Raw genomic sequence first — 20,604 nt, forward strand, 5'->3', positions numbered from 1 at the left:
TCTTATTAATGATCACGTAGTCAGGGAGCGGGTGAGCAGACGCACATCCTCGCGAATATCCCCATCGGACTCCTGCAGCTCGCGGATCTTGCGGCAGGCGTGGAGCACCGTTGTGTGATCCCGGCCGCCGAACGCGTCGCCAATCTCCGGCAGACTGTGATTGGTCAGCTCCTTGGCCAGAGACATAGCCACCTGGCGCGGACGCGCTACGGAACGGCTGCGGCGCTTGGAAAGCAGGTCCGCCACCTTGATCTTGTAATACTCCGCAACCACCCGCTGGATATTATCCACACTCACCAGCCGATCCTGTAGCGCCAGCAGATCTTTCAGTGCCTCGCGCACCAGAATATCGTCAATGGCGCGGCCGGTGAACTGCGCGTTGGCAATCACCCTACGCAGCGCCCCTTCGAGCTCCCGCACATTGGAGCGAATGCGCTGGGCGATAAAAAATGCGGAATCGTGGGGAAGGTCCACACCCACCTGCTCCGCTTTTTTCATCAAAATCGCCACGCGGGTTTCGAGCTCCGGGGGTTCTACCGCCACGGTCAGCCCCCAACCAAAACGGGATTTGAGGCGCTCTTCGAGACCGTCGATTTCCTTGGGATAGCGATCGCAAGTGAGAATGATCTGCTGGCCGCCTTCCAACAGCGCATTGAAGGTGTGGAAGAACTCCTCCTGGGAGCGCTCCTTACCGGCAAAGAACTGGATATCATCAATCAGAAGCGCGTCCACGGAGCGGTAGTAGCGCTTGAAATCGCTGATCGCGTTCAGCTGCAGGGCTTTCACCATGTCCGCCACAAACCGCTCAGAGTGCAGATACACCACTTTCGCGTTGGGGTTGCGATCTACCAGGGCGTTACCTACGGCGTGCATAAGGTGAGTCTTACCCAGACCAACACCGCCGTATATAAAGAGTGGGTTGTATGCGCCGCCGGGGTTGTCGGAGATCTGTTGAGCCGCAGCCAGCCCCAACTGGTTTGACTTACCCTCAACGAACGACGCAAAAGTGAAACCGCGATTAAGGGCACTGCCGTGCTTGATTGCGCCCTCCACTTCAACCTTGCGCTGCCCGCCAGCGCCGTTGTTTGGCACCGGGGGAGCCGAAGAGTGCAAGTCGGCAGGAAGCCTCTCCGCGGGCGTCAGGGCATCAACACCCGCCTCTTCTGCCGCGAGATGCTGTACATCCTGTGGTACACGAGCGTGAGACGTGTTGGAGGAGCGAGAATGAACGCCACCCCCGTCGCCAAAGCTACCGCCCGGCATCACCCCGGCATTGGTATTGGAATGGGAACTGCCGCCGGCACTGTGCGCCGCAGGCACCGGAGACCTGGAGCTGGCACCGGGATAGTCCCCAGGGCCACCAAACCCACCACCGGAACCGGGCTGAGCAGAGCCGGCTGACGAATGACGCTGATACCCCACCGACTGCGGCGCGGGTTCAGTACCACCGAAACTGCGGCGGAAGCGGGAGGTGCGGCGATCCAGCGCCACCACTTCCACCGGCAGTGAACGACCGGCAAACTGTTGCACCAACTCGCGAATACGATCGAGAAACTTGTCGCTTACCCAGTTGAGAATAAAGCGATTGGGCGCCACCAGACGCAGTTCCCCTTCGGAACTGTCGTCACTGACGCGCAGCGGCCGAATCCAGGTACTGAACTGCTGCGGCGGCAGCTCATCCTGCAAACAAGCGGCGCACTGCTTCCAAACGGAATCAGACAAGGAACCCCCTAAAAGACGGATCGAGGTGCGACTGCGCCCGAGTAAGCCTGCCAGCAAGCTGCTGCCCCAAAGGCCCCGGACTACACCCCAAAAGAAGGCGGCTAGTATATCCGTTGCACTGGGGGTTATCCACAAATAACCCTGAATTGGGGACAACTTTCTGAAAGGAAAGCCTTGTAATATCAAACACTTGTGCAGAAATTAATCGAGGGAAGCGCACTGAGAAACCCCAGTTATCCACAGAGACCTGTGGATACCTTGGGGTAAACCGGTGCACTTTCGCGATTACTCCTGACAATACAATGGCTTGAGAAAATGGCGCCCGCTCCCACCGCAGTAGTGCGCGGTTACGCCAACCCACCACCCCTCCCGCACCTAATAAAGGAAGGTGGCAGGCCGGCGGGATGACAACAGCCTGCCCCCACAAAAAATACCGGGTTCCCGGGCGGAGAAGCGCACGATATCGTTGCTTTGGCTGGTTTCTTTCTATACAATCCGCCGCCTTCGCAGCGCATAGCCCGCTCCGAAATCAGCCCAAATGGGCAAGCCGCAACGGGCTATTGCCGCAAGCGGTACCGAATCAGGCAAGCTCCAGGACATAACTCCCGGACATAACTCCAGGTAGTAACACCATGAAACGTACATTTCAGCCCAGCAACTTGAAGCGCAAGCGCAACCACGGCTTCCGTGCCCGTATGGCCACCAAAAACGGTCGTAAAATTCTGGCTCGTCGCCGCGCCAAGGGCCGTAAGGTTCTGTGCGCCTAAGATTGCCGCATTGCGAGCAACCTTATATTTGCCACTGAATTATTATGCAGTGCCCACGCAGCGACTTCGCATTCGCAAAGCCGCTGCGGCTGCTCAAAGCGGCGCAGTATCGCGCCGTTTTTGATTCTGCGCCGGTTCGCGCCGCGCAGCCCCAATTCCTGATCCTCGCCCGCCCGAACGAGCTGGAACACCCCAGGCTCGGTCTCGTCATTGCCAAAAAACACGTCCGCAACGCCACCGACCGCAATCGCATAAAGCGCATTGCCCGGGAAACCTTTCGCCTGCGACAACACGAGCTGTTTCCGCTGGACGCGCTGGTGCTTGCCCGCGGGGGCGCCGGCGATCTGGACAATGCCGCACTGACCAAGATTTTCAACAAGCTGTGGCGGAAACTGGATCAGCGGGCGCGCAACCCGCAAGCGGACGATCGTGGATCAGAGCGGCCACGCAATCCGCGCCGCGGAAAAAAAAGAAGTGGTAACGAAAGCAAACCGGGAGCAGCGAAAGCGCCGGGGGGGACCCCGTGACCTGGCTCGCGATCAAGCTGATCCATCTGTACCGTTTGATCGCCAGCCCCTGGGTAGGCAACCAATGCCGTTTCTACCCCACCTGCTCCCGTTATGCAGAAGATGCATTAAAAACCCACGGATTCTGGAAAGGGGGTTATTTAACCCTGCGCCGCCTTATAAAATGCCATCCTTGGCATCCCGGCGGTCTGGATCACGTTCCCCCCGTTCGCGCACAATTAAAAACTCCGGCGGTCGACGAGACTCCGCCACCGCAATAAGGCTATCGACATAATGGATTGGCAACGCTACACGCTGGTCGGCGGCATCGCCGCGGTCCTACTGGCCCTGGTTTACCAGTGGAATGCTTTCGAAGAGCAGCACACCCCCGCCCTCGATCAGAAAACCGTGGTGCACAGCCAGTCCGCAGACTCGGAAACGCTGCCGAGCAGCGACACCCAGGCGAGCAGCAACGGCAGCCACAGTGGGAGTCAGAATGGCAATGAACTTCCCGAAGGTGCCATTCCCGAGGTTGGAGCCACCAGCCAGCCGAAACTGATCAGTGTAAAAACCGACACCCTGAGCGTGCTGATCGACCCCAACGGCGGTGACATCGTCAAGGTCGCACTGCGCGAGTTTTACGAGAAAATCGACACCCCGGATCGCCCGCTGATTCTGCTCAACCGCACTCGCAGCCACACCTATGTCGCCAAGAGCGGCCTCGTGGGTGGCCAGGGCAACTGCTCCGCCGGTCGCCCGGCATTCTCCAGCGACGCCAGTGAATACGCCCTGCAGGAAGGAAGCGACACGCTGACCGTCGACCTGAAGCAGAGCCAGAACGACATCGGCTTTACCAAGCGCTTCACTTTCACCCGCGGCAACTACCTGGTCAAAGTATCCTACCTGGTGGACAACGGTCGCAGTAAACCGCTGCTCGCCGGCATCTGTGGCGAGATAGTACGCGACAGCCTGGAGCCACCGGTCGACGTGGGCCTGGGCATGGCCCCGTTCCTCGGCGCAGCCCTGCACACCAGTGAAGAGAATTACTTCAAACAGGATTTCGAGGATATCGCCAAAAAGCCCACCAGCGAGACGATCGAAGGTGGCTGGGTTGCGATGGTGCAGCACTATTTCCTGAGTGCCTGGGTACCCAATCAGCAGGAGCGCAATACGTTCAACCTGCAGCCCATCGGCAACGGCCTGTACAGCATGGGCTTTACCAGTCCACAACTGCGTATCGAGCCGGGCCAGCAGGGCACTGTTGAAGCGCAATTTTACGCGGGCCCCAAAGACGTGTTCAGCCTGGAGAAAATCTCCCCCTACCTCGACCTGACGGTAGATTACGGCTGGCTGTGGTGGCTGGCGAAGCCCATGTTCCGGGTATTGAACTGGATCCACGAACACCTGGTGGACAACTGGGGCTGGTCGATCATCCTGCTGACCGTATTCATCAAAGCGCTACTGTACCCACTGTCTGCCGCGGGCCTGAAGTCCATGGCGCGCATGCGCAAATTCGCCCCGCAGATGAAGAAGCTGCAGGAGCAGTACAAAGACAACCGTCAGAAGCTGGCGGAAGAAACCATGAAGCTGTACCGCCGGGAGAAAATCAATCCGGTGGGGGGCTGTCTGCCTATCCTGTTGCAGATGCCGGTGTTTATCGGCCTCTACTGGATGCTGATGGAGACCGTGGAATTACGCCACGCGCCGTGGATTCTGTGGATCCACGACCTTTCGGTAAAAGATCCCTACTTTATTCTGCCGGTGATCATGGGTGCCTCCATGTGGTTAATGCAGAAGCTGCAGCCACAGCCCACCGATCCAACTCAGGCGAAGATCATGCAGCTGATGCCAATCATGATGACCTTCTTCTTCCTGTGGTTCCCGGCCGGCCTGGTACTCTACTGGATTGCGAACAACCTGATCTCCATCGCCCAGACCTGGTTTATCAACAAACAGGTCGAGGCTGCGAGCAAGTAGCTTTAAGGTTGTTTAACACCTGCAAACCCAAGGGCCGCACTACGCGGCCCTTCCTTTATCTGACTTTTGGATAAACTCAAAGCATGTCCCAGCAAAGCCCGAGCAAAGACACCATTGTTGCTGTCGCCACGCCACCCGGTCGCGGCGGCATCGGCGTTATCCGCCTGTCCGGCCCAAAGGCCCGGGAGATTGGTGAGCGCCTCAGCGGCAAGCCACTCAAACCGCGCTTTGCCCACTATTGCGATTTCACCCACAAAGAGAAATTGCTGGACCAGGGGCTGGCGTTGTTTTTCCCCGGCCCCAACTCGTTTACCGGCGAAGACGTGGTGGAGCTACAGGGCCACGGCGGCCCGGTGATCCTGGATACGCTGTTGTCTGCGCTGCTGGAACTGGGGGCTCACCAGGCGCGACCGGGAGAGTTTTCCGAGCGCGCATTCCTGAATGACAAGATGGATCTGGCGCAAGCAGAAGCGATTGCGGACCTTATCGATGCCGGAAGTGCACAAGCCGCACAGAATGCACTGCGCTCACTGCAGGGTGTTTTTTCCGAAAAAATCGAAGAGTTGTCCACGAAACTTATACATTTACGTATCTATGTCGAAGCATCGATCGATTTTCCAGAAGAAGAAATCGATTTTCTTGCCGACGGCAAAGTAGCGGCGGATGTTGATGCCCTCCTCACTCAACTGGACGCGGTGGAGGCCCAGGCACGCCAGGGAACCATCATGCGCGAGGGCATGCAGGTGGCCATCGCCGGAAAACCCAATGCCGGCAAGTCCAGCCTGCTGAATGCACTGGCGGGAAAAGATACTGCGATTGTCACTGACATCGCTGGCACCACCCGGGACGTGCTACGGGAACATATTCATATCGACGGTATGCCCCTGCACATTGCCGACACTGCGGGGCTCAGAGACTCCCCGGATCAGGTGGAGCAGATCGGGATGCAGCGCGCCTGGAGTGAGATACGCAGTGCCGACCGCGTACTGCTGGTCGTCGATGCCGCCGAGCTCACCAGCCTCGACCCGGAGCAGGCGTGGCCGGACTTTACCCGCCAGCTGCCGGATCCAGAAAAGCTCACATTGGTGGTCAACAAGATCGACCTCACGGACTACACCGCCGGATTACAGGCACACAGTGATGGCGTGCCGATTGTGGCGATCAGCGCGGTGACCGGTGCCGGTATCGAAACACTGCAGCAGCACCTGAAACAGTGCATGGGGTATCAGGCTGGAAACGAAGGGACTTTCAGTGCTCGGCGCCGCCACCTGGATGCACTGGCGCGAGCGCGCGCGTTTATCGTGGAAGGTCAGGCACAGCTGAATGCGAGTGGCGCCGGTGAACTGCTGGCGGAGGATCTGCGACAGGCCCAGCAGGCACTGGGGGAGATCACCGGTGCCATGACCGCCGATGAGCTACTTGGCAAGATTTTTGGCAGCTTCTGTATCGGCAAATAACCGTACAAACCGATTCTGGCGTGAGGCCGAGCTGTTGACCGACGCCGCCCGATCCCGCCTACCCGATGGCCATCTTGCGGTCGCGCCCGGCCAAGGCGCCGCAGATCGCCATCAGCAGTGTTACCGCGATCCCCGCCAACAGCGGCGCCTGCCAACTCCCCCAGCGCTCCTGCAGACCACCGGCCAGTGTGGGGCCGGATGCCGCCAGCAAATATCCGAGAAACTGCGCCATCCCCGAAAGGCTCGCCGCCTGCCCGCTACTGTGGGTGCGAAACGCCATAAACATGATGGCCAGCAAAAAGCAGCCGCTGGAGCCAAAACCAAACACCGCCACCCACAGTGCCGCCCACTCCGGGTGGACCAGCAATCCCAACAGCGCACCGGTCATCAATAGCGCCATCAGTACTGCCATCAGCTTCTGATCGCTAAAACGGGCGATCACCGGCCCCAGAAACAGCCCCGGCAGCGCCGATGCCAACTGCATCTCCCCGTGTAAGGTTCCCGCCGCAACCGGCGAAAAGCCCGCATCGGCAAGAATCGCCGGCAACCAGCTGGCCATGGAATAGAACATCAGGGAATTGAACCCCATATAAAGAGTAATCTGCCACGCCAGCGGAGATCGCCAGAGAGCGCCACCGGTCCGCTCCGCCGTGTTCGCCGCACCCCGGGGCGCAGCCCGCAACGACCAGACACCGATAGCGGCCAGCGGCACCAAGACGATGGCCGCCAAACCCAGCTGCCACCCCAACCACATCGCCAGGGGTACCACGCAAACGGACGCGAGCGCCCCCACGGTGCCCATAGAAATACCACTGAGGCTGGTCGCTCGGGACACGTTCTGGGGAAAGTCCGATTTCACCAGGCTGGGCAACAGCACATTACCCAGAGCAATACCGGCGCCGATGACGGCGGTGCCGGCAAACAATGCCACCACCGATCCCGCCGAGCGCAGCAGGATACCGGCCGCAATCGCCAGCAAAGCGCCAAAAATGGTTGCCCGCAGCCCCCAGCGGCGCGCCATGGCAGCCGCACACAGAGAACCTGCACTGAACATCAGCAGTGGCAAGGTTGTAAGAAGTCCCGCCGTGGACGCGCTCAGGCCCAGCTCCAGCTGCAAGGTCCCGATAAGAGGCCCGACCCCGGTAACCGGCGCGCGCAGACAGGCCGCCATCAGCACCAAACCACCGTAAAGCACCCAGGGGTTTACCGGCTGAGATTGACTGTTCGATACCACAGAAAAAAGGCTCCCGGACAAAAGATTCTTCCGGCGATCCTCCCGGAAAACAGACCGAGAGAACAAGAAGTAGGCAGGAAAGACAGGTTGATGCGCGGCATTCTATGTTGGCTCGATAAATTTATCGAGCCGCAACCCGGCCTGCCATAGGACTTTCTGGCTCCGTTTCCGCCAGCCCACATCCATCTAACGCGAACGAAACACAGCCCGCCCCCACCCAGACCACAAGAGTTGCCCACAATAATCCACAAGGTTATCCAGATGGACCACCTATCCAACACTGGTGCACAGCAATTTATCCCGCCAACCCACAGGTTTATTCACAATTTAGAGCGAACGCTCCTGTTGTTGCGGCGCATGTGGACAAACCTATGGGGAAATGGTCATCAAAACCGGTACGGAAACGGGGACAAGTCGGGAGTCGCGATGAAACAGCCAAAGTTATCCCGTCTGTCCACAGCGGTGTACCGCGCTTATACCCTCGTAAAAGCAGGGGTTGAAGGGGTACTTATCATTGCCGTAAGTTACTGTTTTATAAGGGATTTATGCACCTATACATAAAAACCACCCCCTCTAATAATTACTATAAATATAAACACATACATATACGTACAATATGTATAACTTTAATCATGTCGTTAAAAAGCAGCGAAAAATGATTTTTCAAATGCCGCTTTTTTGCACAGCTCTTGGGCCCTATAATGTGCGGCCGAATTTTCCCCGCTGCGGTTTGCCACGACCAACCGCAGCACTTTCGGCTTCACCACCACAACACGCCAACGGCCCCTGAGCGCAACCCTATGGATTACCCAACGCAATATGATGTGATCGTGATCGGCGGCGGACACGCCGGTACCGAAGCGTGTCTCGCCGCAGCGCGTATGGGGAGCCGCACGCTGTTGCTGACCCACAACATCGAAACCCTGGGGCAGATGTCCTGCAATCCGGCCATTGGCGGCATCGGCAAGAGCCATCTGGTCAAAGAAGTCGATGCGTTGGGTGGTGCCATGGCTACCGCCACCGATCTCGGTGGCATCCAGTTTCGTGTGCTGAACGCGCGCAAGGGGCCTGCCGTGCGCGCAACTCGCGCCCAGGCGGACCGGGCCCTGTACAAGGCGGCCATCCGCAATATCCTGGAGAATCAGCCCAATCTGGATATCTTCCAGCAAGCCGCCGATGACCTGATCGTCGAGAACGAGCGGGTTACCGGTGTCGTGACCAACGCCGGGCTGCGCTTCCTCGGCAAGACTGTCGTGATTACTGCCGGCACCTTCCTCGGCGGTCGCATCCATATCGGCATGGATAACCACTCCGGTGGTCGCGCTGGCGACCCCCCGTCGATCGCCCTCGCCGAGCGTCTGCGTGCACTGCCATTCCGGGTGGAGCGCCTGAAAACCGGTACCCCGCCGCGCATCGACGCGCGCTCGGTGGATTTCTCCGGGTTGGAGGAGCAGTGGGGTGATCAGCCACTGCCGGTGATGTCCTATCTCGGCAGCCGCGAGCAGCACCCACAACAGGTGTGCTGCTGGATCACCCATACCAACGAGCAGACCCACGACATCATCCGCGGCGGCCTCGACCGCTCGCCCATGTACTCCGGGGTTATCGAGGGTATTGGCCCGCGCTATTGCCCGTCGATCGAGGACAAGGTGCACCGCTTTGCGGACAAAAACAGCCACCAGATTTTTATCGAGCCGGAAGGTCTGACCACCAACGAGCTCTACCCCAATGGGATCTCCACCAGCCTGCCGTTCGATGTGCAGATGAACCTGGTGCGATCGATCAAGGGGTTTGAAAACGCACATATCACCCGTCCGGGCTACGCCATCGAATACGATTTTTTCGACCCGCGGGATCTGCTGCCGTCGCTGGAAACCAAATTTATCGGCGGGCTGTTTTTCGCCGGCCAGATCAACGGCACCACCGGCTACGAAGAGGCTGCCGCACAGGGGCTGCTGGCTGGGGCCAACGCCGCCCTGTCGGCCCAGGACAAAGACCCCTGGGCTCCGCGCCGCGACCAGGCCTATCTGGGCGTGCTGGTGGACGACCTGATCACCAGCGGCACCAAAGAGCCCTACCGCATGTTCACCAGCCGCGCGGAATACCGCCTGCTGTTGCGGGAAGACAATGCGGACCTGCGCCTGACCGAGGCCGGCCGAGAGCTGGGGCTGGTAGATGACCACCGCTGGGCGGCCTTCTGCGAAAAGCGCGAATCCATCGAGCGCGAACAACAGCGATTGAAAGAAACCTGGGTACAGCCTGGGACGGAGGCGGCGAAAACCGTGGAGCAGAAGCTGCCGCAGCCGCTGGCGCGAGAGTACAGCCTGCAGGACCTGCTCAAGCGTCCGGAGCTGGAGTACGTTGATATCGCCGGCCTCAGCGGAGAACCGGTGCGCGATGAGTGGGTTGCCGAACAGGTAGAGATTTCAGCCAAGTACGCCGGTTATATCGACCGTCAGCGCGACGAAATTGAACGCCTGCAGGCCTACGAAGACACCCCTCTGCCGGTAGACTTCGATTATGCCGCGGTCTCCGGACTGTCCAACGAAGTGATCCAGAAGTTGAGCGACGCCCGCCCGGATACCCTGGCTCGGGCCGGCCGTGTACCCGGTGTCACACCGGCGGCGGTGTCCCTACTGCTGATTCAGTTGAAAAAGCGCGGCCTGCTGAGCCGCAAAAAGGCGGTTTGAGCCGATGGAGCAATTCCGCCCCCGCCTGCAGAAGGCCGCTGAGCAGCTGGATCTGAACCTCACTGACGAACAGCAAGACAAGCTGTTGGCGTACCTCGACCTGTTTGCCCGTTGGAACAGCGCGTACAACCTCTCTGCGGTGCGCGACCCGGCGGAGATGCTCGAGCGTCATATCATCGACAGCCTGAGCGTGGTAAACCTGTGCGGCACCAGTGATGAAGACCGCTCGCCGCTGATCGATGTGGGGTCTGGTGGTGGACTGCCGGGCATCCCGCTGGCCATCATCCACCCCGAGCGCCCCATCAGCCTGCTGGACAGCAATGGCAAAAAGTCCCGCTTCCAGTTTCAGGTGGCCAGCCAGCTGAAGCTTGCGAATATCAACGTGGTCAATCAGCGGGTGGAGGCCTATCAGCCGGACACCCGCTATGCCGGGGTCGTGTCCAGGGCGTTTGCGTCCCTTGCCGACATGGTTTCTGGAAGTGAGCACTTGCTAGCTCCGGGTGGCCGATTCTATGCGATGAAAGGCAAGATTCCGGAAGATGAGTTGAGTGCATTGCCAAAAGGCATTAAGGTCGAACAACTGCACGCCCTGCGAGTGCCGGGCTGTGACGCAGAGCGCCATCTGATCGTCCTCACTCGCGCGGTGTAAACCGCCAGTCTGCCGGCCAGCGAGCCGAGATGGTCACCGCGAAAGCACCATCTGGCGCCACCAGATACTGAATTGAAATTCGCCACCAGCGCACCGGGCCAATGCTTCGCGAGTGCGCTTTTGCTGCCGCGCCTCCCGGAGAAACCGGCCTAGCGGCGAGCCCGGCAGGCCACAGGAAAATGCGCCACCGGGAACAACAGGACCAGAACCTTGAGCAAGATTTTTGCGGTAGCCAACCAGAAAGGTGGAGTCGGCAAGACCACCACCTGCGTCAACCTCTCCGCGTCCCTCGTGGCCAACAAGAAGCGGGTGCTTCTGATCGACCTGGACCCTCAGGGCAATGCCACCATGGGCAGCGGTGTAGACAAGAGCGAGTTGCAGTTGTCCAGTTACGACGTACTGGCCAGTCTGCTGCCGCCGCGCAAGGCCATCGTGCCCACGGCCAGCGGTTTCGACCTGATGCCGGCGAATATCGACCTGTCCGCCGCCGAAGTGGAACTGCTGGAAATGGACGGCCGCGAATCCCGTCTGCGCCTGGCGCTGGCCGATATCAGCGAAGATTACGACTACATCATCATCGACTGCCCGCCGTCTCTGAACATGCTCACGGTCAACGCTCTGTGTGCCGCTGGCGGCGTATTGATCCCGATGCAGTGTGAGTACTACGCACTGGAAGGTTTGTCCTCCCTGATCGACACCATCACCCAGGTGCAGCAGGCGGCCAATCCGAACCTCAAGATCGAAGGCATCCTGCGTACCATGTACGACCCGCGCAACAGCCTTACCAGCGATGTGTCCGATCAGCTCAATGAATACTTTGGCGACCGCCTGTACCGCACCTGCATCCCTCGCAATGTGCGCTTGGCGGAAGCCCCCAGCTTTGGCCAGCCGGCACTGGAGTACGACCGCAGCTCCAAGGGCGCCATCGCCTACCTGGCCCTCGCCGGTGAAATCACCCGCCGCCACGCCGCGGCCAACCAGAACAACAGCAATCCAAACAGTGGCCCCCGCCCAGTAGCGGAAGCGGTTTAATACTGAGGTAGTACACCTATGGCCGGGAAACGTAAAGGCCTCGGGAAAGGGCTTTCCCATCTGATCAGCAACAACGCCAGCGACGCCATCGCCGTGGCCACCGGTGAGCGCAACGGCGATATCGTCGAGCGTGTCGACGGCGAGCTCAAAGAGCTGCCCATCGAATTTTTGCAGCGCGGCCGTTACCAGCCCCGCCGCGACTTCCCACAGGAATCCCTGCAGGAACTGGCCGACTCCATTCGCGCCCAGGGGATCATGCAGCCCATCGTGGTGCGGCCCATCGGTGAGCGCAAATACGAAATCATCGCCGGTGAGCGCCGCTGGCGTGCCGCCCAGCTGGCTGAGTTGGAAAAGGTCCCGGCACTGATCCGCGATGTGACCGATGAAGCCGCCATCGCCATGGCGCTGATTGAAAACATCCAGCGGGAAGACCTGAATCCGGTCGAAGAGGCCAACGCTCTCAAGCGCCTGCAGGACGAATTCGAGCTGACCCAGCAACAGGTGGCGGAGGCGGTGGGTAAATCCCGTACCGCGGTAACCAACCTGCTGCGCCTGCTCAGTCTGACCGATGAGGTTCGCACCTTCCTCGAGCGCGGCGATATCGAAACCGGTCACGCCAAGGCGTTGCTCGGTCTTTCCGGTGACGGTCAGCGCGAGACCGCCCGCCAGGTCGTCGATCGCGGTCTCACCGTGCGTCAGACCGAAGCCCTGGTGCGCAAGATTCAGGAGCAGGCGGGCAAGCCCAAGCCGAAAAAACCGGGGTTGGATCCGAATATCCGCCGCCTGAGCGACCGGTTGGCCGAAAAAATTGGCGTGCCTGTCACGATTGACCACGGTGACAAGGGCGCCGGCAAACTGGTGCTCAAGTACACCAGCCTGGATGAGCTGGACGGCATTCTCGCTCATATGGGCTACAGCGAAGATTGAGCTGGAGCCGCCCCACCCCCTCTGAAACCGTTACTATTGCAACGTTTCTGTAAAATTCGCGCCAAAACAGTGCGCTGTTTTGGCGCGTTTTTGTTTCTGAATGAGGTCATCAGGCAGGTAGATGTGAGTGCTCACTATCACGCTATCGTGTAGTGAAAGAGCGCGAACGCCATAGCAACTGACGAGATTTGCCAGTTGAACCGGCAGGCTGGTTCAGACATAATTCGCACGCCCAAAAATTGGGCGGAGAAGAAACTTTGGCCGGCCTGTTCCCGCCTATGCGTAATCCCCCAGTAGTAAAGATTTCGCTGATCCAGCTGGCTGTTGTTGTGCTGGCTGCGCTGGCGCTCGAATTCACGCTGGGACGTGTAATTGCGCTCTCCGCCCTGCTCGGCGGCACTCTGAGTGTGCTGCCCAATCTGTATTTCGGCCTGCGCGCCTTTGAGCTTTTGGGACCGAACCGCGGCAAAGTCCGCGGTGCGCGCGCAAGCCAGCGCGTGGTAGGAAGCTTCTACCGCGCCGAAACCGGCAAGTTCGTGATGACCCTGGTGGGGTTCGCGGTGGTGTTTGCCAGCGTCAAAACGCTGAACCCCGCGGCGCTGTTTATCAGCTACGGCTTGTGCGTGATTTTGCACTGGATTCTCGTGGCCCGACTGCATACAACGAAGTAGCAGAGGCCGGGGAGCCTCCGATTGGATCTGCGCTGATTGAGTGAGCCGAAAAATAGACGGCCGCGCAGAGGAGAGGTTCCGCGAAACAGATTTTTTATCTTAAAACGTGTTGAGGAACTATGGCTGCCGAACAAACCGCGACGGGTTATATCCAGCACCACCTGCAAAATCTTGCGTACGGTAAACTTCCCGCGGGTTACACCCGTGCCGATGGAACCGTATTGTCTGACTCCACCTGGACGATTGCGCACAGTAGTCAGGAAGCCGCCGATATGGGCTTCTGGGCCGTGCACCTGGATACCCTGGGTTGGTCCATCGGACTTGGTGTGATCTTCTGTCTACTGTTCGCGCGCGCCGCGAAGAAAGCGACTGCCGGTGTCCCGTCCGGCTTCCAGAGCTTTGTCGAGGTGATTGTCGACTTTATCGACAAAACCGTGAAAGACACCTTCCCTCACCGCAACAGTATGGTCGCCCCCATGGCGCTCACCATCTTCGTGTGGGTGTTCCTGATGAACCTGATGGATCTGATCCCGGTTGACTGGCTGCCGCTGGCATTTGCCCACGGCACTTCTGCTCTGACCGGTGCTGATCCGCACCACGTTTACTTCAAGGTGGTCCCGACCACTGACCTGAATGCCACTCTGGGTATGGCCTTCGCCGTGTTTGCGCTGATGATCTTCTTCAGCGTGAAACAGAAAGGTCTGGTCGGCTTTTTGAAGGAGCTGACCCTGCACCCCTTCCATTCCGGCAAGTGGTACATCGATATTTTCCTGATCCCGTTCAACTTCCTGTTGGAAGCGGTTTCCCTGATCGCCAAGCCCGTGTCTCTCGGCCTGCGTCTGTTCGGTAACCTCTACGCCGGGGAAATGATTTTTATCCTGATTGCCATTGTGTTTGGTGTTGGCGCTCTGGGCTTTATCGGTGCCGGTCTGCTGCAGATGGGCTGGGCCATTTTCCACATCCTGGTAATTACCCTGCAGGCCTTTGTATTCATGGTGCTGACCACCGTGTACATGGCCATGGCGCACGACCGGGAAGATGAGCATGCGCACGACCAGTAAGGTCGTGCTTGTGCCTCGCGGTAGATAGATTTCGTTCGTTAATTAACTTTTTTCATTCACTTTCAACTTCAACAACTCTTAACTTACTTTTGGAGAAAACAATGGAAGCATTAGGTCTGGTTTACGTAGCTGCTGCACTGCTGATCGGTCTGGGCGCACTGGGTACTGCAATCGGTTTCGGCACCCTGGGTGGCAAACTGCTGGAAGGTTCTGCGCGTCAGCCTGAACAGGCTCCGGCTCTGCAGGGCAAAATGTTCCTGATGGCTGGTCTGCTCGACGCCGTACCGATGATCGGTGTTGGTATCGCTATGTACCTGATTTTCGCGGTTGCTCCTGGTCTGGCTGGTTAATCCCATCGTTCCAATTGCCCTTTAACCCATTTTTGAAAGAGCAAGAGGTGTCGGTGTGAATATCAACCTGACTCTGATCGGCCAATCGATCACCTTTTTCGCGTTTGTATGGTTCTGCTGGAAGTATGTCTGGCCGGCCCTGCTGGGTGTTATGCAAGAGCGTGAGCAAAAAATTGCTACCGGTCTGCAAGAAGCCGAGCGCGCGGGAAAAGATCTCGAACTGGCACAACGTAAAGCTGTCGAGCAACTGAAAGAAGCCAAGGCTCAAGCTGCTGAAATCATCGATGGCGCCAACAAGCGCGCCAACCAGATCGTTGATGAAGCCAAAGAAGCCGCGCGCAGTGAAGGCGATCGCCTGAAAGCTGCCGCACAGGCGGAAATCGAACAGGAAGTAAACCGTGCGAAAGAACAGCTTCGCTCGCGTATCGCTACCCTGTCTGTTGCCGGCGCCGAGAAAATTCTCTCGGTCAACATCGACGCAAAAGCGCACGATGACATGATCGAGAAACTGGCAGCCGAGCTGTAAGCGAGGAACCCATGGCGGAACTCAGCACTCTGGCCCGGCCCTACGCAAAAGCGGCCTTTGCCCACGCCCAGCAAGCCTCCGACCTTTCCGGTTGGAGTGTGGCGTTGGCAACCGCAGCGGCGGTCAGTCAGAACGAAAAAGTTGGCGAGCTGCTGGATAACCCGCAGCTGACCAGTGAAGTGCGCGCGGATAAATTTCTGACAGTGTGTGGCGACTTTGATGGAGGCCAACAGAACTTCATCAGACTGCTGGCGGAAAATCACCGCCTGCCACTGTTGCCGGAAATTTCCGAACTGTTCGAAGACCTGAAGGCCCAGGCAGAAGCCACTCTCGAAGTGGAAGTTCTTTCTGCCCGCCCGCTCAGCGACGAACAGTCCCAGCGTCTCACCCAGGCTCTCAGCAAGAAGTTCTCCCGCGAGGTGCACCTGCACAGCGCGGTGGATGAAAACCTGCTGGGCGGCGCGATCATTCGCGCCGGCGACACGGTGATCGACGGTACCGTGCGCGGTCGGCTGGCCAAACTCGCCGAGGCGATGAACTCCTAAATTATCGACCCCTCTACTGCGACCGTGGTGGAAGGGAATTCGAGGAACAGAGCATGCAGCAACTGAATCCCTCTGAGATCAGTGAAATTATCAAGAGCCGCATCGACAATCTCGATGTGAGCACCGAAGCCCAGAACGAGGGCACCATTGTTTCCGTATCCGACGGTATCATCCGCATCCACGGCCTGGCCGACGTGATGTACGGTGAGATGATCGAATTCGAGGGCGGCGTCTACGGTATGGCGCTGAACCTGGAGCGCGATTCCGTTGGTGCCATCGTTCTCGGTGACTACAAGTCCCTGGCCGAAGGCCAGAAGTGCCGTTGTACCGGCCGCATCCTGGAAGCCCCGGTTGGTCCGGAGCTGCTGGGTCGCGTGGTAGACGCACTGGGTAACCCGATCGACGGTAAAGGTCCGCTGAACAACAAGCTGACCGACGCGGTTGAGAAAGTCGCCCCCGGCGTAATCGCCCGTCAGTCCGTTGATCAGCCGGTACAGACCGGTCTGAAAGCGGTCGACACCATGATCCCGATCGGTCGTGGCCAGCGTGAGCTGATCATCGGCGACCGCCAGATTGGTAAGACTGCGGTTGCGATCGATGCGATCATCAACCAGAAAGGCACCGGCATTAAGTGTATCTACGTTGCCGTAGGCCAGAAGCAGTCCTCTATTGCCAACGTTGTACGCAAGCTGGAAGAGCACGGTGCAATGGACCACACCATTGTGGTTGCCGCTGGCGCTGCTGACCCGGCTGCCATGCAGTTCCTGGCACCTTACGTCGGCTGCACCATGGGCGAGTACTTCCGCGATCGCGGTGAAGACGCCCTGATCATTTACGATGACCTGACCAAGCAGGCCTGGGCCTACCGTCAGATCTCCCTGCTGCTGAAGCGTCCCCCGGGCCGTGAAGCTTACCCGGGTGACGTTTTCTACTTGCACTCCCGTCTGCTGGAGCGCGCCGCGCGTGTAAACGCCGAGTACGTAGAACAGTTCACCAACGGTGAAGTGAAAGGCAAGACCGGCTCTCTGACCGCACTGCCGATCATTGAGACTCAGGCGGGTGACGTTTCTGCGTTCGTACCGACCAACGTAATCTCCATTACCGATGGTCAGATCTTCCTGGAAACCGACCTGTTCAACTCCGGTGTGCGTCCGGCGATCAACCCGGGTATCTCCGTATCCCGTGTTGGTGGTTCCGCCCAGACCAAGATCATCAAGAAACTGTCTGGTGGTATCCGTACCGCTTTGGCCCAGTATCGCGAGCTTGCGGCTTTCTCCCAGTTCGCTTCCGATCTGGACGAAGCCACCAAAGCCCAGCTGGACCACGGTGAGCGCGTAACCGAGCTGATGAAGCAGAAGCAGTACTCTCCGCTGTCTATCGCGGATATGGCTGTTTCCGTTTACGCCGCCGACAAGGGTTACCTGAACGACGTAGAAGTTAACAAAGTGCTGGACTTCGAATCCGCCCTGCTCGCTTACATGAATAGCGAACACGCAGAGCTGATGGCGCAAGTAAACAGCACCGGTAATTACAACGACGAAATCGACAGCGCCTTTAAGGCCGCGGTCGAGAAGTTCGTTGCTACCGGTAGCTGGTAAGTAACCCGCTGTAGGAGCCTGCTTGCAGGCGAAACGTTCGCGAGCAGGCTCGCTCCTACAAGTTAACTTCCGGCAAAAAGGTAACTGACTATGGCAGGCGGAAAAGAAGTACGCACAAAAATTGCCAGCATCAAGAGCACGCAGAAGATCACTTCAGCCATGGAAATGGTTGCGGCGAGCAAGATGCGTAAAGCTCAAGATCGCATGGCACTGGGGCGCCCTTACGCAAGCCGCATTCGCGCGGTGATTGGCCACGTCGCCAACGCCTCGGCGGAATATCAGCACACCTACATGCAGGAGCGCGAAGCCAAGCGTGTGGGTTACATTCTGGTATCCACCGATCGCGGTCTCTGCGGTGGCCTGAACATCAACGTGTTCAAGGCGGCTATCCGCGATATGCAGTCCTGGGATCAACAGGGCGTGGGCGTGGATATCTGTGCAGTCGGCAACAAGGCGGCCAGCTTTTTCAATAACGTCGGCGGCAACGTCGTTGCTGCAGTGCGCGACCTGGGCGACCAGCCTCAGGCCAAGCAACTGATCGGCTCGGTCAAAGTGATGCTCGATCGTTTCGCCGATGGCGACATCGATCGTCTGTTCCTGGTGTCCAACGAATTTGTGAACACCATGACCCAGAAGCCGAAGGTTGAGCAGCTGCTTCCGTTGAAAAAAGACGAAGACGAGCAACTGCAGCACGAGTGGGATTATCTGTACGAGCCAGAGCCGGTCGAGCTACTCGACGGTCTGCTGACCCGTTACATCGAATCCCAGGTGTATCAAGCGGTAGTTGAAAACAAGGCCTGTGAACAAGCGGCACGTATGATTGCGATGAAGAGCGCCACCGACAACGCCGGTGAGCTGATCGACGCACTGCAGCTGGTTTACAACAAGGCGCGCCAGGCAGCAATTACCCAAGAGCTGTCTGAGATTTGTGGCGGCGCCGCGGCGGTCTGACAACTGTCAGCAACCCGCAGAAAGATTTGAACTTTGAGGATCGGGAAATGAGTAACGGGCAAATTGTGCAAGTTATCGGCGCGGTCATCGACGTGGAATTCCCGCGCGACGCCGTACCGAATGTATACGATGCACTGGTGGTTGAGGACAAGAACCTCACCATGGAAGTGCAGCAGCAGCTGGGCGACGGCATTGTGCGTGCCATCGCAATGGGTTCTTCCGAGGGTATCTCCCGCGGTCTGCCAGTAAAGAACACCGGCGCGCCGGTTTCTGTACCGGTTGGCACCGAGACCCTGGGTCGCATCATGGATGTTCTGGGCAACCCCATCGACGAGTGTGGCCCTATCGGTGAGAAAGAGCGCGCCTCTATTCACCGTGCCGCTCCGACCTATGAAGAGCAGGCAAACTCCACCGACCTGCTGGAGACCGGCATCAAGGTTATCGACCTGGTATGTCCGTTCGCCAAGGGTGGTAAAGTGGGCCTGTTCGGTGGTGCCGGTGTTGGTAAAACCGTAAACATGATGGAGCTCATCAACAACATCGCTACCGAGCACAGTGGTCTGTCCGTGTTCGCGGGTGTGGGTGAGCGTACTCGTGAAGGTAACGACTTCTACCACGAGATGCAGGAAGCCGGCGTTGTAAACGTTGAAGAGTTCGCCAAGTCGAAAGTGGCGATGGTTTACGGCCAGATGAATGAGCCGCCCGGCAACCGTCTGCGTGTAGCACTGACCGGCCTGACCATGGCCGAGAAATTCCGTGACGAAGGTCGTGACGTACTGTTGTTCGTCGACAACATCTACCGTTACACCCTGGCCGGTACCGAAGTATCCGCACTGCTCGGCCGTATGCCGTCTGCGGTAGGTTACCAGCCGACCCTGGCGGAAGAGATGGGCGTTCTGCAGGAGCGTATTACCTCCACCAAGACCGGCTCCATCACTTCTATCCAGGCGGTATACGTACCGGCGGATGACTTGACCGACCCGTCTCCCGCGACCACCTTCGCGCACCTGGACTCCACTGTTGTACTGAGCCGTGATATCGCGTCCAAGGGTATCTACCCGGCCGTTGATCCGCTGGACTCCACCTCCCGTCAGCTGGATCCGCTGGTGATCGGTCAGGAGCATTACGACTGTGCTCGCGGCGTGCAGTCTGTACTGCAGCGCTACAAGGAACTGAAGGACATCATCGCGATTCTGGGTATGGACGAGCTGTCTGAAGAAGACAAGCAGATCGTAGCCCGCGCGCGTAAGATCGAACGTTTCCTGTCTCAGCCGTTCCACGTTGCCGAAGTATTTACCGGTGCACCGGGCAAATACGTTTCCCTGAAAGAAACCATCCGCGGTTTCCAGGGTATTCTGAATGGCGACTATGACCAGCTGCCGGAGCAGGCCTTCTACATGGTCGGCACCATCGACGAAGCGGTCGAGAAAGCCAACAAGTAAAAGGCACGCGTGTAGCGCCTGAAAATTTCGGGCGCTACGAGGCAAACAGCTGAGAATGAGGTAGCCTTATGGCTATGACAGTACATTGCGACATTGTTAGCGCAGAGGAATCCCTCTTCTCGGGTCTGGTGAAGATGGTGATTGTCAGCGGCGTCGAAGGGGAGATTGGAGTCTCCTACGGTCACGCGCAGCTGCTCACCGCGCTCAAACCCGGCCCGGTACGCATCATCAAAGACAATGGTGATGAAGAGGTGCTGTTCCTGAGCGGCGGCTACGCCGAAATCCAGCCGAATATGGTGACCATCCTTGCCGACCTCGCCGAGCGCGAGATCGACGAAGATGCCGCCAAGAAGGCCCGCGAAGAGGCGGAACACGCCCTGCGCAGTGCCCCGGCAGATATCGACTACGCCCGTATCTCCGCACAACTTGCCGAAGCCGAAGCCCGTCTGCGCACCATGCAGGCGATTCGCAGAGCCGCTGGCAAGTAACCTACTTTGTA

General features: G+C 58.6%; 20 protein-coding genes. 18 read left to right on the plus strand and 2 right to left on the minus strand.

Features of this window, described 5'->3' with window-relative positions; all coding sequences use genetic code 11:
- Window positions 1–12 precede the first annotated feature (12 nt).
- Window positions 13–1,722: a chromosomal replication initiator protein DnaA gene (gene dnaA / locus Q1A74_RS15360; protein WP_299598133.1), complete on the minus strand. Its 1,710-nt coding sequence runs from the start codon at window positions 1,720–1,722 to the stop codon at window positions 13–15.
- A gap of 632 nt (window positions 1,723–2,354) precedes the next feature.
- Here dnaA and rpmH point away from each other — a divergent pair.
- The 5 genes from rpmH to mnmE all read left to right on the plus strand — a co-directional run bounded on the left by rpmH (window position 2,355) and on the right by mnmE (window position 6,429).
- Entirely contained in the window at window positions 2,355–2,489 is a 135-nt protein-coding gene (gene rpmH / locus Q1A74_RS15365) for a 50S ribosomal protein L34 (protein ID WP_066959759.1), read from the plus strand.
- A 44-nt stretch (window positions 2,490–2,533) separates the two neighbouring features.
- Window positions 2,534–3,016: a ribonuclease P protein component gene (rnpA, locus tag Q1A74_RS15370; protein WP_299598140.1), complete on the plus strand. Its 483-nt coding sequence runs from the start codon at window positions 2,534–2,536 to the stop codon at window positions 3,014–3,016.
- Window positions 3,013–3,276, plus strand: a complete 264-nt coding sequence (gene yidD / locus Q1A74_RS15375; protein ID WP_299598143.1) for a membrane protein insertion efficiency factor YidD — start codon at window positions 3,013–3,015, stop codon at window positions 3,274–3,276. The genes rnpA and yidD overlap by 4 nt, the downstream gene beginning before the upstream one ends.
- 13 nt (window positions 3,277–3,289) lie before the next feature.
- On the plus strand, window positions 3,290–4,972 hold the full coding sequence (gene yidC, locus Q1A74_RS15380; RefSeq protein WP_299598146.1) for a membrane protein insertase YidC: 1,683 nt from the start codon (window positions 3,290–3,292) through the stop codon (window positions 4,970–4,972).
- Window positions 4,973–5,055: 83 nt separating this feature from the next.
- The gene (gene mnmE, locus Q1A74_RS15385) at window positions 5,056–6,429 is read left to right on the plus strand and encodes a tRNA uridine-5-carboxymethylaminomethyl(34) synthesis GTPase MnmE (RefSeq protein WP_299598149.1); all 1,374 of its coding nucleotides are present in this window, start codon (window positions 5,056–5,058) and stop codon (window positions 6,427–6,429) included.
- Window positions 6,430–6,487: 58 nt separating this feature from the next.
- Here mnmE and Q1A74_RS15390 read toward each other — a convergent pair whose 3' ends face one another.
- Window positions 6,488–7,663 carry an MFS transporter gene (locus tag Q1A74_RS15390; RefSeq protein ID WP_299598153.1) on the minus strand — a complete coding sequence of 392 codons (1,176 nt, stop codon included), beginning with the start codon at window positions 7,661–7,663 and terminating at the stop codon, window positions 6,488–6,490.
- A gap of 800 nt (window positions 7,664–8,463) precedes the next feature.
- Between Q1A74_RS15390 and mnmG the strand changes: the two genes are divergently transcribed.
- The 13 genes from mnmG (at window position 8,464) to Q1A74_RS15455 (ending at window position 20,593) form a co-directional block, all read left to right on the plus strand.
- The gene (gene mnmG / locus Q1A74_RS15395) at window positions 8,464–10,353 is read left to right on the plus strand and encodes a tRNA uridine-5-carboxymethylaminomethyl(34) synthesis enzyme MnmG (RefSeq protein ID WP_299598156.1); all 1,890 of its coding nucleotides are present in this window, start codon (window positions 8,464–8,466) and stop codon (window positions 10,351–10,353) included.
- A 4-nt stretch (window positions 10,354–10,357) separates the two neighbouring features.
- Window positions 10,358–11,002, plus strand: coding sequence for a 16S rRNA (guanine(527)-N(7))-methyltransferase RsmG (gene rsmG / locus Q1A74_RS15400; RefSeq protein ID WP_299598158.1), 645 nt, complete (start codon window positions 10,358–10,360; stop codon window positions 11,000–11,002).
- A gap of 210 nt (window positions 11,003–11,212) precedes the next feature.
- Entirely contained in the window at window positions 11,213–12,034 is an 822-nt protein-coding gene (locus Q1A74_RS15405) for a ParA family protein (protein WP_299598161.1), read from the plus strand.
- Between the two features lie 18 nt (window positions 12,035–12,052).
- The gene (locus Q1A74_RS15410) at window positions 12,053–12,961 is read left to right on the plus strand and encodes a ParB/RepB/Spo0J family partition protein (RefSeq protein WP_299598164.1); all 909 of its coding nucleotides are present in this window, start codon (window positions 12,053–12,055) and stop codon (window positions 12,959–12,961) included.
- Between the two features lie 257 nt (window positions 12,962–13,218).
- Window positions 13,219–13,632 (plus strand): ATP synthase subunit I, encoded by a 414-nt coding sequence (locus Q1A74_RS15415; protein WP_299598166.1) that lies wholly within the window; start codon window positions 13,219–13,221, stop codon window positions 13,630–13,632.
- Window positions 13,633–13,751: 119 nt separating this feature from the next.
- Window positions 13,752–14,693: a F0F1 ATP synthase subunit A gene (gene atpB, locus Q1A74_RS15420; RefSeq protein WP_299598169.1), complete on the plus strand. Its 942-nt coding sequence runs from the start codon at window positions 13,752–13,754 to the stop codon at window positions 14,691–14,693.
- Between the two features lie 101 nt (window positions 14,694–14,794).
- Window positions 14,795–15,043, plus strand: coding sequence for a F0F1 ATP synthase subunit C (gene atpE, locus Q1A74_RS15425; RefSeq protein WP_010131056.1), 249 nt, complete (start codon window positions 14,795–14,797; stop codon window positions 15,041–15,043).
- A gap of 55 nt (window positions 15,044–15,098) precedes the next feature.
- On the plus strand, window positions 15,099–15,569 hold the full coding sequence (locus Q1A74_RS15430; protein WP_299598172.1) for a F0F1 ATP synthase subunit B: 471 nt from the start codon (window positions 15,099–15,101) through the stop codon (window positions 15,567–15,569).
- Window positions 15,570–15,580: 11 nt separating this feature from the next.
- Window positions 15,581–16,114: a F0F1 ATP synthase subunit delta gene (locus Q1A74_RS15435; protein WP_299598175.1), complete on the plus strand. Its 534-nt coding sequence runs from the start codon at window positions 15,581–15,583 to the stop codon at window positions 16,112–16,114.
- A 53-nt stretch (window positions 16,115–16,167) separates the two neighbouring features.
- Window positions 16,168–17,712, plus strand: a complete 1,545-nt coding sequence (gene atpA, locus Q1A74_RS15440) for a F0F1 ATP synthase subunit alpha (protein ID WP_299598177.1) — start codon at window positions 16,168–16,170, stop codon at window positions 17,710–17,712.
- A 90-nt stretch (window positions 17,713–17,802) separates the two neighbouring features.
- Window positions 17,803–18,663, plus strand: a complete 861-nt coding sequence (gene atpG / locus Q1A74_RS15445; RefSeq protein ID WP_299598180.1) for a F0F1 ATP synthase subunit gamma — start codon at window positions 17,803–17,805, stop codon at window positions 18,661–18,663.
- 47 nt (window positions 18,664–18,710) lie between these two features.
- Window positions 18,711–20,105 (plus strand): F0F1 ATP synthase subunit beta, encoded by a 1,395-nt coding sequence (gene atpD / locus Q1A74_RS15450; RefSeq protein WP_299598183.1) that lies wholly within the window; start codon window positions 18,711–18,713, stop codon window positions 20,103–20,105.
- A 68-nt stretch (window positions 20,106–20,173) separates the two neighbouring features.
- Window positions 20,174–20,593 (plus strand): F0F1 ATP synthase subunit epsilon, encoded by a 420-nt coding sequence (locus Q1A74_RS15455; RefSeq protein ID WP_299598186.1) that lies wholly within the window; start codon window positions 20,174–20,176, stop codon window positions 20,591–20,593.
- Window positions 20,594–20,604: the final 11 nt, after the last annotated feature.

The organism is uncultured Microbulbifer sp. (genome assembly GCF_947504145.1).
GTDB lineage: Bacteria > Pseudomonadota > Gammaproteobacteria > Pseudomonadales > Cellvibrionaceae > Microbulbifer.

Coding starts and splice junctions, on each gene's coding strand:
- Q1A74_RS15455 (WP_299598186.1), top strand. CDS start 20,174: ATGGCTATGACAGTACATTGCGACATTGTTAGCGCAGAGGAATCCCTC.
- atpG (WP_299598180.1), top strand. CDS start 17,803: ATGGCAGGCGGAAAAGAAGTACGCACAAAAATTGCCAGCATCAAGAGC.
- Q1A74_RS15410 (WP_299598164.1), top strand. CDS start 12,053: ATGGCCGGGAAACGTAAAGGCCTCGGGAAAGGGCTTTCCCATCTGATC.
- rpmH (WP_066959759.1), top strand. CDS start 2,355: ATGAAACGTACATTTCAGCCCAGCAACTTGAAGCGCAAGCGCAACCAC.
- rnpA (WP_299598140.1), top strand. CDS start 2,534: ATGCAGTGCCCACGCAGCGACTTCGCATTCGCAAAGCCGCTGCGGCTG.
- atpD (WP_299598183.1), top strand. CDS start 18,711: ATGAGTAACGGGCAAATTGTGCAAGTTATCGGCGCGGTCATCGACGTG.
- atpE (WP_010131056.1), top strand. CDS start 14,795: ATGGAAGCATTAGGTCTGGTTTACGTAGCTGCTGCACTGCTGATCGGT.
- atpB (WP_299598169.1), top strand. CDS start 13,752: ATGGCTGCCGAACAAACCGCGACGGGTTATATCCAGCACCACCTGCAA.
- mnmE (WP_299598149.1), top strand. CDS start 5,056: ATGTCCCAGCAAAGCCCGAGCAAAGACACCATTGTTGCTGTCGCCACG.
- Q1A74_RS15435 (WP_299598175.1), top strand. CDS start 15,581: ATGGCGGAACTCAGCACTCTGGCCCGGCCCTACGCAAAAGCGGCCTTT.
- atpA (WP_299598177.1), top strand. CDS start 16,168: ATGCAGCAACTGAATCCCTCTGAGATCAGTGAAATTATCAAGAGCCGC.
- yidC (WP_299598146.1), top strand. CDS start 3,290: ATGGATTGGCAACGCTACACGCTGGTCGGCGGCATCGCCGCGGTCCTA.
- rsmG (WP_299598158.1), top strand. CDS start 10,358: ATGGAGCAATTCCGCCCCCGCCTGCAGAAGGCCGCTGAGCAGCTGGAT.
- mnmG (WP_299598156.1), top strand. CDS start 8,464: ATGGATTACCCAACGCAATATGATGTGATCGTGATCGGCGGCGGACAC.